Annotated in this window: 11 protein-coding genes and 1 pseudogene; 7 read left to right on the top strand and 5 right to left on the bottom strand. The window is 70.3% G+C overall.

What is annotated here, in order from left to right:
* Nucleotides 1-6: 6 nt before the first annotated feature.
* The 6 genes and pseudogenes from ACQKIP_RS25650 to ACQKIP_RS25625 all read left to right on the top strand — a co-directional run bounded on the left by ACQKIP_RS25650 (nucleotide 7) and on the right by ACQKIP_RS25625 (nucleotide 5998).
* Complete coding sequence (locus tag ACQKIP_RS25650) at nucleotides 7-519, top strand: Lrp/AsnC family transcriptional regulator (RefSeq protein ID WP_365864703.1); 513 nt, start codon at nucleotides 7-9, stop codon at nucleotides 517-519.
* Nucleotides 504-1883, top strand: coding sequence for an aspartate aminotransferase family protein (locus tag ACQKIP_RS25645; protein WP_365864705.1), 1380 nt, complete (start codon nucleotides 504-506; stop codon nucleotides 1881-1883). Before ACQKIP_RS25650 ends, ACQKIP_RS25645 begins: the two co-directional genes overlap by 16 nt.
* A 206-nt stretch (nucleotides 1884-2089) precedes the next feature.
* Nucleotides 2090-2821: pseudogene (locus tag ACQKIP_RS25640) on the top strand (ABC transporter ATP-binding protein); the annotation flags it as partial.
* 209 nt (nucleotides 2822-3030) lie between these two features.
* On the top strand, nucleotides 3031-4215 hold the full coding sequence (locus ACQKIP_RS25635; RefSeq protein ID WP_365864706.1) for a hypothetical protein: 1185 nt from the start codon (nucleotides 3031-3033) through the stop codon (nucleotides 4213-4215).
* A gap of 187 nt (nucleotides 4216-4402) precedes the next feature.
* The gene (locus ACQKIP_RS25630) at nucleotides 4403-4807 is read left to right on the top strand and encodes a VOC family protein (RefSeq protein ID WP_365864708.1); all 405 of its coding nucleotides are present in this window, start codon (nucleotides 4403-4405) and stop codon (nucleotides 4805-4807) included.
* A gap of 36 nt (nucleotides 4808-4843) precedes the next feature.
* Nucleotides 4844-5998 (top strand): LOG family protein, encoded by a 1155-nt coding sequence (locus tag ACQKIP_RS25625; RefSeq protein WP_365864710.1) that lies wholly within the window; start codon nucleotides 4844-4846, stop codon nucleotides 5996-5998.
* A 199-nt stretch (nucleotides 5999-6197) separates the two neighbouring features.
* On the opposite strand, the gene ACQKIP_RS25620 is transcribed toward ACQKIP_RS25625, so the two are convergent.
* The 5 genes from ACQKIP_RS25620 to rlmN form a co-directional block, all read right to left on the bottom strand.
* Nucleotides 6198-6989, bottom strand: a complete 792-nt coding sequence (locus ACQKIP_RS25620; protein ID WP_365864712.1) for a maleylpyruvate isomerase family mycothiol-dependent enzyme — start codon at nucleotides 6987-6989, stop codon at nucleotides 6198-6200.
* A 112-nt stretch (nucleotides 6990-7101) separates the two neighbouring features.
* A complete protein-coding gene (locus tag ACQKIP_RS25615; protein ID WP_365864714.1) occupies nucleotides 7102-8130 on the bottom strand; it encodes an ABC transporter ATP-binding protein in 1029 nt (342 codons plus the stop codon).
* Nucleotides 8131-8183: 53 nt separating this feature from the next.
* A complete protein-coding gene (locus ACQKIP_RS25610) occupies nucleotides 8184-9869 on the bottom strand; it encodes an ABC transporter permease (protein WP_365864716.1) in 1686 nt (561 codons plus the stop codon).
* Nucleotides 9845-10930, bottom strand: coding sequence for a thiamine ABC transporter substrate-binding protein (locus ACQKIP_RS25605; RefSeq protein ID WP_365864718.1), 1086 nt, complete (start codon nucleotides 10928-10930; stop codon nucleotides 9845-9847). Before ACQKIP_RS25605 ends, ACQKIP_RS25610 begins: the two co-directional genes overlap by 25 nt.
* A 258-nt stretch (nucleotides 10931-11188) precedes the next feature.
* A complete protein-coding gene (gene rlmN / locus ACQKIP_RS25600) occupies nucleotides 11189-12295 on the bottom strand; it encodes a 23S rRNA (adenine(2503)-C(2))-methyltransferase RlmN (RefSeq protein ID WP_361194044.1) in 1107 nt (368 codons plus the stop codon).
* Between the two features lie 93 nt (nucleotides 12296-12388).
* Between rlmN and ACQKIP_RS25595 the strand changes: the two genes are divergently transcribed.
* Nucleotides 12389-12721, top strand: a complete 333-nt coding sequence (locus ACQKIP_RS25595) for a DUF6233 domain-containing protein (protein WP_365864720.1) — start codon at nucleotides 12389-12391, stop codon at nucleotides 12719-12721.
* Nucleotides 12722-12740 lie beyond the last annotated feature (19 nt).

Genomic DNA, 12740 nt, shown 5'->3' with positions numbered 1-12740 from the left:
ACTCCTGTGCACCATGGGGTCGTGGCCAGTCGCAGCGCAGATTCCAGTAGTTCCCGTCAGGGGAACAGCTCTTCTCCCATCGACGCCGTCTCCCTGGCGATCATCGAACAGCTTCAGGAGGACGGACGCCGTCCGTACGCCGCCATCGGCAAGGCCGTGGGCCTGTCCGAAGCGGCCGTGCGGCAGCGCGTCCAGAAGCTGCTCGACCAGGGCGTGATGCAGATCGTCGCCGTCACGGACCCGCTCACCGTGGGTTTCCGGCGCCAGGCGATGGTCGGCATCAATGTCGAGGGCGATCTGGATCCGGTCGCGGAGGCGCTGACGGCCATGGCCGAGTGCGAGTACGTGGTGATGACCGCGGGCTCCTTCGACCTGATGGTGGAGGTCGTCTGCGAGGACGACGACCACCTTCTCGAAGTGATCAACAAGCGCATCCGCGCCCTCCCCGGCGTGCGCTCCACCGAGAGCTTCGTCTATCTGAAGCTCAAGAAGCAGACCTATATGTGGGGAACCCGATAGCCGTGAGCAAGGACCTCAGCCGAACCGCGTACGACCACTTGTGGATGCACTTCACCCGCATGTCGGACTACGAGAACGCACCCGTGCCCACCATCGTGCGTGGCGAAGGCACCTACATCTACGACGACAAGGGCAAGAAGTACCTCGACGGCCTCTCCGGCCTGTTCGTGGTCAACGCCGGTCACGGTCGTCACGAGCTCGCCGAGACGGCGTACAAGCAGGCGCAGGAGCTGGCCTTCTTCCCGGTGTGGAGCTACGCCCACCCGAACGCCGTCGAGCTGGCGGACCGTCTGGCCGACTACGCGCCCGGTGACCTCAACAAGGTCTTCTTCACCACCGGTGGCGGCGAGGCCGTCGAGACCGCGTGGAAGCTGGCGAAGCAGTACCACAAGCTCACCGGCAACCACACGAAGTACAAGGTCATCTCGCGCGCGGTCGCCTACCACGGCACCCCGCAGGGCGCCCTGTCCATCACCGGTCTGCCCGCCCTGAAGGCCCCCTTCGAGCCGCTCGTCCCGGGCGCGCACAAGGTGCCGAACACGAACATCTACCGCGCGCCGATCCACGGCGACGACCCGGAGGCCTTCGGCCGCTGGGCCGCCGACCAGATCGAGCAGGAGATCCTCTTCGAGGGCCCCGAGACGGTCGCCGCCGTGTTCCTGGAGCCGGTGCAGAACGCCGGCGGCTGCTTCCCGCCGCCGCCCGGCTACTTCCAGCGCGTGCGCGAGATCTGCGACCAGTACGACGTACTGCTCGTGTCGGACGAGGTCATCTGCGCCTTCGGCCGCCTCGGCACGATGTTCGCCTGCGACAAGTTCGGCTACGTCCCGGACATGATCACCTGCGCCAAGGGCATGACCTCGGGCTACTCCCCGATCGGCGCGTGCATCGTCTCGGACCGCATCGCCGAGCCGTTCTACAAGGGCGGCAACACCTTCCTGCACGGCTACACCTTCGGCGGCCACCCGGTCTCGGCCGCGGTCGGCATCGCCAACCTCGACATCTTCGAGAAGGAGGGTCTCAACCAGCACGTGCTCGACAACGAGGACGCGTTCTACCAGACCCTGCGCAAGCTGCACGACCTGCCGATCGTCGGCGACGTCCGCGGCAACGGCTTCTTCTACGGCATCGAGCTCGTGAAGGACAAGGCCACCAAGGAGACGTTCAACGACGAGGAGACCGAGCGCGTCCTGTACGGCTTCCTCTCCAAGGCGCTCTTCGAGAACGGTCTGTACTGCCGTGCCGACGACCGTGGCGACCCGGTCATCCAGCTCGCCCCGCCGCTGATCTCCACCCAGGAGACCTTCGACGAGATCGAGGGCGTGCTGCGCCAGGTCCTCACGGAGGCGTGGACGAAGCTCTGATCCCCGTCACGGTCTCCGGTCACCATGATGTGATCGAGTGATCAACAGCGGCCCCGGGGGCACCCGTTCGAGTGAGACGGGCGCCCCCGGGCCGCGTCGTTTCCAGGCAGCGCGGCCTGGATCCCTAGCGTGCCCAGTGACCGATCGGCCCCGCCTTCGTTCCCCCGTACGGGGGAGGCAAACTGATCTGAACCGAGGTGTACGTGATGGTGGCCCCGCCGGACAACGACGTGCTGTGGGCACGCGCCCTGCACATCACACACAACGGCTCGCCCGCGCTCACCGGCGTGTCGCTGGGCGTGCGCGAGGGCGAGATCCTCGCCGTCACCGGCCCGCGCGGCAGCGGCAAAACGACTCTCCTGCGCTGCCTGTGCGGCCAGCTCCTGCCCGAGCAGGGCGAGGTCTGGTTCAACAGCACGCCGGTGCACACGATGACCCCGGTGGTCCGCGAGCGGCTGCGCCGTGACCGCTTCGGCTGGATCGACCCCGAGCCGCACCTCGTGCCCGAGCTCACCGCCAGGGAGAACGTCGCGCTGCCGCTGATGCTGCGCGGCGCCTCGCACCGGTCGTCCAAGGCCGCCGCCCAGGAGTGGCTCGACCGCCTCGACATCGGCGACTGCGCCCGCAAGCGGCCGCACGCGCTCCTCCAGGCTCAGCGCCAGCGCATCGCCATCGCCCGCGCCCTGGTCACGATGCCGTCCGTGATCTTCGCCGACGAGCCGACCGCGCCGCTGCACCGCGCCGACCGCGCCCATGTTCTGCGCACGCTGACGACCGCGGCCCGCTCGCACGGCATCACGGTCGTGCTCGCCTCGCACGACCCGGAGGTCGCCGCCCTCGCCGACCGGACCGTCTCGCTGCTCGACGGGCGGCGCGTGAACACGGTGCATCTGCCGGGGGCGGAGGGCGGGGCGGGCTCGACCGAGGGGGCAGTTTCGCCTGGGGGGACTGCCTCATCTGAGGGTGTGGTCTCGCCTGAGAGGGCTGGCGAGGGTGCGGATGCGGACCAGGCCGGGGGTGCGGAACAGGCTGAGGGTGCGGGTGGCGCCTCGGACGCCGCTGGTGTCTCTGGTGCCGCCGGTGCTGCTGGTGCCTCGGGTACTTCGGGTGCCTCCGGGGACTCCGACGGTGCGGAAGGCCGGGCCGCGTGCTCGCTCTCCGTCTAGCCCGCGGGGCTCACCCCCTGGTGCAGCTGCGCAGGCTGCTCGTCGCCGCGGCGTCGGCCGGCACCGGCTTCCTACTGCTGTGCACGCTGGGGTACGCGATGGGACACCCGGACGCCTCCGGCGGGGCCCTGCTGCGGCTCGCCTGGTGCGTCGCGCCGATCGCCGCCACCGTCTACTTCGCGGTCACCGTCGCGCGCACCGACCCGGCGACCCGGCCGCGCTCCGGGCTCTCCGCGGTGGGACTCGGCCCGGCCAAGCTCTCCGTGCTCGCCGCGATCTCCACGGCCGTGGCATGCACGCTCGGCTCGATGGTGGCGCTCCTGGTCTTCCTGCACCTGCGCGGTGATCTGACGGGCCTGCCGTTCGACGGCGCCGCGTCCGAGCTGCTCGCCGCCGACTACCCGTTGCCCCTCGCCGCGGCACTCACCCTGCTCGCCCTCGTCCCGCTGACCGCCACCGCTGCCAGCGCCGCCGTACTGCGGCCCCGGACCGCGAAGCCCGGCAAGGGGCAGGACGAACCGGCCCGGCTGTCCGCACCGGCCGCGCCGGCCGAGCCGGGCTCGCCGCCGAGCGGACTCCCCTGGGGCATCGCGCTCCTGGCGGCGGGCCTCGCCGTCGAGGCATACGCGAGCCGGTCCGCCGGTACGTCGGACCTCACGCTGCCGGGCGGCCTGGCCGGCAGCCCCGCGGGCGTGCTCGCCGGATGGACGCTCACGGCGATCGGCCTCGCGCTCGCGGGTCCCGGCCTCACCTATCTGTGCGGGCGGATCCTTCAGGCGGCAAGGCCGGGCGCGATGCGGCTGCTCGCCGGGCGAGGGCTCCAGGAGGAGGCCCGGCGGATCGGGCAGCCGCTCGGGGTGCTCTGCGCGGTGGGCTCCGGTGCGTACGCGGCGCTCACGCTCTACGCCGGTGACCGGCCCGCCATCGGTCCGCTGACCATGCTCGGCGCGCTGCTCGTCGCGGGCTGCGCGGTGCTCACGCTGGCCACGGTCACGATCGAGGCCAAGCACGCACGGGCCGACACGACGTCCGCGCTGCTCCAGCTCGGGGCTCCGTCCTCCATGCTGCGCGGCACCGCGGCGCTGCGGGCGGGCACGCTCGCCGTCGTGATCGGGCCGCTGACCTGGATCGTCGCGGAGCTGGCGGCGGTACCGCTCGCGAGGTGAGCGGCCTTCGCCGGTCTCGGTGAGCGCCTTCGCCGAACGCGCGGGAAAAATATCCGCGACGGGCGATGAGTTCTGCGTCGAACGTACGTCTACCCCTCCGTAGGACACGGAACGCACGGCACGCACGAAACGCACGGCACGCACGCGCCACGCGCCACGCAGAACTCACCGCAACGGGAGACGACTCATGTACCAGCAGATGATCTTCGTGAACCTCGCCGTCAACGACGTCGACAGCTCGAAGAAGTTCTTCACGGAGCTCGGCTACTCGATCAACCCGCAGTTCTCGACGGACGACTGCGCCTGTGTCGTGATCAGCGACACGATCATCGCGATGATGCTGAGCAAGAAGCACTACCAGCAGTTCACCGAGAAGCAGATCGCGGACGCGAAGACGACCAGCGAGACGCTGCTCTGTCTGAGCGCCGAGAGCCGCGAGAAGGTCGACGAGCTGGTCGACAAGGCGGTGGCGGCCGGCGGCACCGCGGGCAAGACGCAGGACTACGGGATGATGTACGGCCGCGCCTTCGACGACCTGGACGGCCACACCTGGGAAATCATGTGGATGGACCCGTCCGAGGTCCAGGGCTGACGATCTGCGCCGGCGCGGCCTGCTTAGCATGGGCGGATGCAGCCGACTCCCGAACCCGCGTCCGCATCCGCCGTCACGCCGTCACCTCGCCTCCCGGGCGGCGACCGCGAGATCGAGTCGCTCGCGGAGTTCGACGAACTCGCGGCACACGGCTCGCTCGCCGGATGCCGCGTCCAGGCAATAGACCTGACGGAGCGTACGGCCGCGCTGCGGGACTGCGACGCCGCAGGCGCGGTGTTCCTCGGCTGCGCGATGGAGCAGGCTGCGGTGGACGCGGTGCGGGCGGCCGGTGCGCTGGTGTTCCCGCCCGTCCCCGGCCTGCCGTTCAACCCCTATCGCGGTCACCTCTACACGCCGGACGAGCTGTTCGCGGGGCTCTCCGACGGTGGGTACGCCGCGACTCCTGACGCCCGTGCGTACGCCTGGTTCCAGGAGACGAAGGCCAACGGCGACGTCTTCTCCTCGATGCTGCGCGCGATCCACGACGACTCGGTCTCCGACGCCCTGGACGAACTCCTGGTCAGCGCGCGAGTGGTGGGCGTCATGGGCGGCCACGCGATGGCCCGCGGCACGGAGGAGTACGAGGGCGCGGCCCGGCTCGGCCGCACCCTCGCCCGCTCCGGGTTCACGGTCGCCACGGGCGGCGGCCCCGGCGCGATGGAGGCGGCGAACCTGGGCGCGTACGCGTCCGTCTTCCGCGACGAAATGCTGGACGAGGCGCTCGAACTCCTCGCCAAGGCCCCCTCCTTCTCCCCCTCGGTCACCGAGTGGGCGCGGGCCGCCTTCGCCGTACGCGAGCGCTGGCCGTCCGGCGGCGCGTCAGTGGGCATCCCCACGTGGTTCTACGGCCACGAGCCGCCGAACGCCTTCGCCACCCACCTGGCCAAGTACTTCGCGAACGCCACCCGCGAGGACGGCCTGCTCGCACGCTCGAACGCGGGCATAGTGTTCCTCCCCGGCGCGGCGGGCACGGTCCAGGAGATCTTCGACGCGGCCACTCCGAACTACTACGAGTCCCGCGGCGAACCCCGCCCGATGATCCTGGTCAACCGCACCCACTGGACGACGGACCTCCCGGCCTGGTCACTGCTCCAGTCCCTGGCCCGGGGCCGCTCGATGGAGTCGAGGATCGCGTTGGTGGACAAGGTGGAGGAGGCTCCGGCGGCACTGGCGTCGTGCTCGTCCGACTGACAGCCCTGCCCGCCGGGCGGTTCAGCCGGCCCGGCGGGCGGTTCAGCCCGTCCGGCGGGCGGTTCAGCCCGTCCGGCGGGCGGTTCAGCCCGTCCGGCGTTTGAGGACGAACTCGGCGAAGCCGGTGACAACAGCACCCAAGGCGAAGGCCCTCGCGCCAGCGAGTTTTCGGGAAGGGGCGGGGTTGGGGAGAAGGCCCCTACCCGAACGAGGCCCGCTCCAGCCAGAACTCCAACAACCCCCGCTCCCCCAGAACCTCAACGGCCCCGCTGTCCAACGACCGCCGCCGATAAAAGGCAAGAAGCACCTCAGTAAGCGGCCCCCGAAGCGCAACACTCGCCTTCTCATGCCCCCGCCGCCACACAAATCCATCCTCACGGAACTCGATGACCCACTCGGCATCGAGCCCCGCAGGCGCATCAGTCGCATGCAGATGAATACTCCGCCCCGCCCCCCGCAACTCCGCCGCGCTGTCCTCCGGCTCAGTCCGCTGCACGAACTGCACGATCTCCAGCCACTCATCGATCGCATCGGCGGCGACATCCGGCGCGACCTCATAGGCAACCCCTGCGGCAATGGCCGCATCCGCCCGGTGAACCGCCACCTCATGCGTCATGCGCCGCGCCCAGAACCCCGCGTTCTGCGGCTCCGCCCAGCTCCACACCGAGGTCTCGGCACTCACGCCGGACAGCGTCTTCAGCGCGCGCTCGGCGGTCTCGGCCAGCCACGCGTCGAGGGCGGCGGGATCGTCCCCCTCGGGCCCCCGGATGCCCGGGACCTCCTCCTCCGGTATGTCCTCCGTGGCACGGGTGGCGACCAGCCGCTCCGCCCAGCGCACGGCACCGCCGATATGGCGGGCGAGATACCCCATGGTCCACTCAGGGCAGGTGGGCACCGTGGCCGAAAGGTCGGCCCCGGCCAGCGTGGCGCGCAACTGCCCGAGCTGATCGGCGATTTCGGCGCAATAGCGGTCGTACTCCAAAGACGTCATGAGGCGAACCATAGGTCGGCCGCCCCCGGCGGGCACCTGGGTTTCGCCCGGCCCCGCCGCCACGCAACGCCCCGGCCAAGCCCGGCCAACCCCCGCGCCTCCCCGGCAATCCTCACCCCAGAACCACGACATCCCCCGCATCAAACGCAACCCCCACGCTCTCCCCCACCCCCGGCGCATCCCGCAACGCACAGGCCGCCTCAAGCCGCGGCCCGCCCCGGGGCTCCAGATGGACGGCGACATGAGTGCCCCGGAAGGTACGCGCCGTCACCACACACGGCACCCCCTCATCAGCAGCCACGAGCCGCACCCCGGCCGGCCGTACGAGCAAACGGCACGCTCCGTCCTGCGCACCGTCCGGCACCGGAACCTTGCCCCAGACGGTGTCCGCCACCTCACCGACGACCGTCGCGTCGACGACATTGTCGAAGCCCAGGAACCGCGCCACGAACTCGTCCGCAGGGTGCCGCCAGACGTCGAGCGGCGTACCGGACTGGGCGATCCGCCCGTCCCGCATCACCACGACCCGGTCCGCGAGCGCGAACGCCTCGCCCTGGTCGTGCGTGACCGCGAGCACGGTCGTGCCCAACTCGTCGAACAGCTCGCGGAGTTCGACGACAAGACGCTCCCGCAGCGACCGGTCGAGCTGCCCGAGCGGCTCGTCGAGCATGAGCAGCCGCGGCCGTGGCGCGAGGGCGCGCGCGAGCGCGACCCGCTGCTGTTCTCCCCCCGAGAGCGAGGCGACGGCCCGGCGCTGCGCACCCGGCAGACCCACGAGGTCGAGCAACTCGGCCACCCGGCCGTCCTGTTCGCCCCGCGAAACCCCGTGCATGCGCAGCCCGAACGCGACATTGCCCGCCACGTCACGCTGCGGGAACAGCTGATGGTCCTGGAACATCAGGCCGACCCCGCGCTTGTGTGCGGGCACGCCCCGCTGATCGCGGCCGTCGAGCAGCACCTGCCCGGCGTCGAGTTCCTGGAGCCCGGCGACCGCGCGCAGCAGCGTCGACTTGCCGCTGCCGCTGGGCCCGAGCACGCACACGATCTCGTGCCGCGCGACGTCGAGGCCGACCCCGTCCAGGACGGCCCGCGCCCCGAACCGCACGGTCGCGTCCGCCAGCGTCAGCAGCCCCGCACTCACGCCCTCACCCTCACCCACACCTGCACCCGCACCCGTATCTGGCGCCACACCCATCAGAACTCCCCAGTCATGCGGTCGGTACGGAGCCGTTCGAGCAGCAGCAGGGACACCGCGCACACCACCATCAAGATCGTCGAAAGTGCCATCGCCTGCCCGTAGTTGAGCTCGCCCGCCCGCCCGAGCAGCCGGGCCACGGCGACCGGAAGCGTCGGGTTGTCCGGCCGCGCGATGAACACGGTCGCGCCGAACTCCCCCAGGGACACGGCAAAGGCGAACCCGGCGGCGATGAGCAGCGCCCGCCGCACCATCGGCAGATCGACCTCCCGCCACGCCCGCAGCGGCGATGCCCCGAGCACGGCCGCCGCCTCGCGCAGGCGTCCGTCCACCGCGCGCAGGACGGGCAACATGGTGCGTACGACGAAGGGCACGCCCACCAGGGCCTGCGCGAGCGGCACCAGGATCCAGGTGGAGCGCAGGTCGAGCGGCGGCTCGTCCAGCGTGATCAGGAAGCCGAAGCCGACCGTCACCGCGGACACGCCGAGCGGCAGCATCAGGAGCGCGTCGAAACCGCGCACCAGGCGACCGGCCTTGCGGGTGAGTGCCGCCGCCGCGAGCCCGCCGATCACCAGGGCGATGGCGGTGGCGGCGAGCGCGTACTGGAGCGAGTTCCAGACCGCTTCGATCGGCGGCACGAGGAAGGCCCCGCCCTCCGCCGATGTCAGCTCCCGGTAGTACGTGAAGCCGTACCCGTCCGGGCCGCTCAGCGACCGTTCGATCAGCACGCCGAGCGGCAGCAGTATCAGCACGGCGATCGTGGCCATGACCCCGGCGAGCAGCGTCCACTGCCCCGCCCCGCGCGGCCGGCGCGCGACCGCCGACGCGTCGACCAGCTTCAGCGCGGTCTCCCGCCTGCGCACGGTCCACGCGTGCACAGCGAGGATCAGGCCGACCGCCGCGAACTGCACGATCGTCAGGACGGCGGCCGTCGACAGGTCGAGGAGCTGGGCGGTCTGCCGGTAGATCTCGACTTCGAGGGTCGAGTACGCGGGTCCGCCGAGGATCTGTACGACGCCGAAGGAGGTGAACGTGAACAGGAAGACCATGAGGGACGCCGCGGCGACGGCGGGACCGAGCGCGGGCAGCGTCACCGTCCGCCAGGCGGTCCAGCGCGAGGCGCCGAGCATCCGCGCGGCCTCCTCCTGGCGCGGGTCGAGCTGCGCCCAGAGCCCGCCGACCGTCCGTACGACGACGGCGTAGTTGAAGAAGACGTGCGCGAGCAGAATCGCCCACACCGTGGTGTCGAGCCGCACGCCCCACATCTCGTCGAGAAGTCCGCCCCGTCCCACCAGGGCGAGAAAGGCGGTCCCGACGACCACGGTCGGCAGCACGAACGGCACCGTGACGACGGCCCGCAGAACCTGCTTGCCCCTGAACTCGAAGCGCGCGAAGACGTACGCGCCGGGGAGCGCGATCAGCAGCGTGAGCGCGGTCGACGCGAGCGCCTGCCAGGTGGTGAACCACAGCACGTGCCGGACGTCGGACTGCGCGACGACGTCCGCGATCCGCCCGAACTGCCACTGGCCGCCCACCTTCAGGCCGCGCGCGACGATCGCGGCGACCGGATAGGCGAAGAAGACCGCGAAGAACGCGACGGGCACGGCCATCAGACCGAGCCGCGCCGCGCTCCCACGCGTGAGCCCCTTACGGGGCCTGCTTACTTCAGTACGAGCGAGGTCCACGACTTGACCCACTGCTCGCGGTTGTCGGCGATCTTCTTCGGAGCCATCGTCTCCGGATCGTCGACCTTCACCCCGTGCTCGGTGAACAGCTCGGGCAGTTCGGCGTTCTTCCGCACCGGGTTCACGAACATGTTCAGCGGCATGTCCTCCTGGAACTCGGCGCCGATCAGGAAGTCGAGCAGCGCCTTGCCGCCCTTCTCGTTCTTGGCGTTGGCGAGCAGACCCGCGTACTCGACCTGCCGGAAGCAGGTGCCGGTCGCGACGCCGGTCGGCGCCTCCTTGGGCTGCGGCTTGGCGTAGAGCACCTCGACGGGCGGGGACGAGGCGTAGGAGACGACGAGCGGCCGGTCGCCCTTGGCCTTCTTGCCCCCGGCGGACCCGGAGAACTCTTCGTTGTAGGCCTGCTCCCAGCCGTCGACGACCTTGACGCCGTTGGCCTTGAGCTTCTTCCAGTAGCCCTGCCAGCCGTCGTCGCCGTACTGGGCGGCGGTGCCGAGGAGGAAGCCGAGCCCCGGCGACGAGGTGGCGGCGTTCTCGGTCACGAGCAGGTTCTTGTAGGCGGGCTTGGCCAGGTCGGCGAAGGACTTCGGCGGCGCGAGCTTCTTGTCGGCGAAGTACTTCTTGTCGTAGTTGACGCAGATGTCGCCGCTGTCGACGGGCGTGACGCGATGCTTGCCCTGGTCGACGCGGAACTGCGGAAGGACCTGCTCCGACCCCTTGGCCTGGTACGACTGGAACAGATCATTGTCGAGCGCGCGCGAGAGCAGGGTGTTGTCGACGCCGAAGAAGACGTCGCCCTGGGGGTTGTCCTTCGAGAGGATCGCCTTGTTCACGGCGGCTCCGGCGTCGCCGTCCTTGAGGACGTTGACCTTGTACCCGGAGCTCTTCTCGAACGCCTTCAGTACGTCCTTGGAGACGTTGAAGGAGTCATGGCTGACGAGCGTGACGCTCTTGGAGTCCGACGCGCCGCCGCTGCCCGACGAGCCGCCGCAGGCGGAGAGCGCGACGGCTCCGAGGACGACAGCGACCGCGGTGACGGCGGTCTTCTTGATGCTGCTCACTGAGTTCAACTGAGTTCAATCCTCCTGGAGGGACCAGGAAGAGACGCGGCCCTGCCCGCGGACCGGACCGGATCGGACCAGTGCGCGGGCAGGGCGCAACAGCTTGAGTGATGTCCGAACTTCCTACCCGGAATGACCCGGGCAAGGTTCAGAGGGTCTGCGGCCAACCTGTCCTTGGTGCCGCACTCTCAGCGCTGTGGCGCTCCCCTGTCGGAATATGAAGATGTGTTCCGGCTATGAAGATGTGTTCAAGCCAGACTAACGCTCCGACGCGGCAAGCTGGCCGCATGCCCCGTCGATCTCCTGACCTCGGGTGTCACGAACCGTGACAGGCACCCCATGAGCGGCGATGGCGTCCACGAAGGCCTTCTCGTCCTCAGGCCGCGATGCCGTCCACTTCGAGCCCGGCGTCGGGTTCAGCGGGATCAGGTTCACGTGCACGGGCTTGTTCCGGAGCAGCCGCCCGAGCCGGTCACCGCGCCAGGCGTGGTCGTTGATGTCCCGGATCAGGGCGTACTCGATGGAGAGCCGGCGCCCGGACTTGGCCGCGTACTCCCAGCCCGCGTCGAGAACTTCACGCACGTTCCACCGCGTATTGACGGGTACGAGGGTGTCGCGGAGCTCGTCGTCGGGCGCGTGCAGCGAGATGGCGAGCCGGCACTTGAAGCCTTCGTCGGCGAACCGGTGGATGGCGGGCACGAGACCGACGGTCGAGACGGTGATGCCGCGCTGGGAGAGCCCCACGCCGTCCGGCTCGGGATCGGTCAGCCTGCGAATGGCTCCGGTGACCCGGTTGTAGTTGGCGAGCGGCTCGCCCATGCCCATGAACACGATGTTGGAGAGCCGGGCGGGCCCGCCCGGAATCTCCCCGTCCCGCAGCGCCCGCATCCCGTCGACGATCTGGTGCACGATCTCGGCGGTCGACAGATTCCGGTCGAGCCCGGCCTGCCCCGTCGCGCAGAACGGGCAGTTCATGCCGCATCCGGCCTGCGACGAGATACACATCGTCACGCGGTCGGGATAACGCATGAGCACGGACTCGACGAGCGTCCCGTCGAACAGCCGCCACAGCGTCTTGCGCGTGGTGTCGTCGTCACAGCTGATGTGACGCACCACGGACATCAGCTCGGGAAGCAGCGCTTCCTGCAGCTTCCCGCGCGACCCGGCGGGGATGTCGGTCCACTGCTCCGGGTCGTGCGCGTACCGCGCGAAGTAGTGCTGCGAGAGCTGCTTGGCGCGAAACGGTTTCTCGCCGACGGCGGCGACGGCTTCCTTGCGCTCGGCGGGCGTGAGGTCGGCGAGATGCCGCGGCGGCTTCTTGGCTCCGCGGGGCGCGACGAAGGTGAGTTCTCCGGGTACAGGCATGGTCCATCCAGTGTCGCAGACGGCGGGGCCGCCGCCGGATCGCCTCCTCTGCGGCGTCACGCGCCCGCAGGCCCGGCGCTTACACTCGAACATGTGAGCGACCTCCCGCCTGACCTGCCGCGTCTCCGTACCCTGCGGACGTGGCACGCCATGTGGGTGCGCCGGCTGGACGAGGCGATCAAGGTCGCCGAGCGGCGCGAGGCCGAGCGGATTCGCGGGGAGCAGGCCAGGCCGCCCGTCCCCGACTGGCTGGTCGAGCAGGGGCTCGACGGGCGCGCCCCGGTGTACGTGCACGTCGGTGGCTGTCACATGGCGGGCAAGCGGTCCCGCGGCGTCAGCCGGGACCAGGCGCGCCAGGCGCTGTACGAGCAGATCGACGCGTGCCCGCACTGCCGGCCCGACACCGAACTCGGCGTACTGGAGTGAGCTACGCCGGCTTCAGGTC

The sequence above is a fragment of the Streptomyces sp. NPDC059900 genome, from assembly GCF_050270335.1.
Lineage (GTDB): Bacteria > Actinomycetota > Actinomycetes > Streptomycetales > Streptomycetaceae > Streptomyces.
Note: the sequence above shows the minus strand (reverse complement) of the source record. Positions and strands in the feature narration are given on the sequence as shown.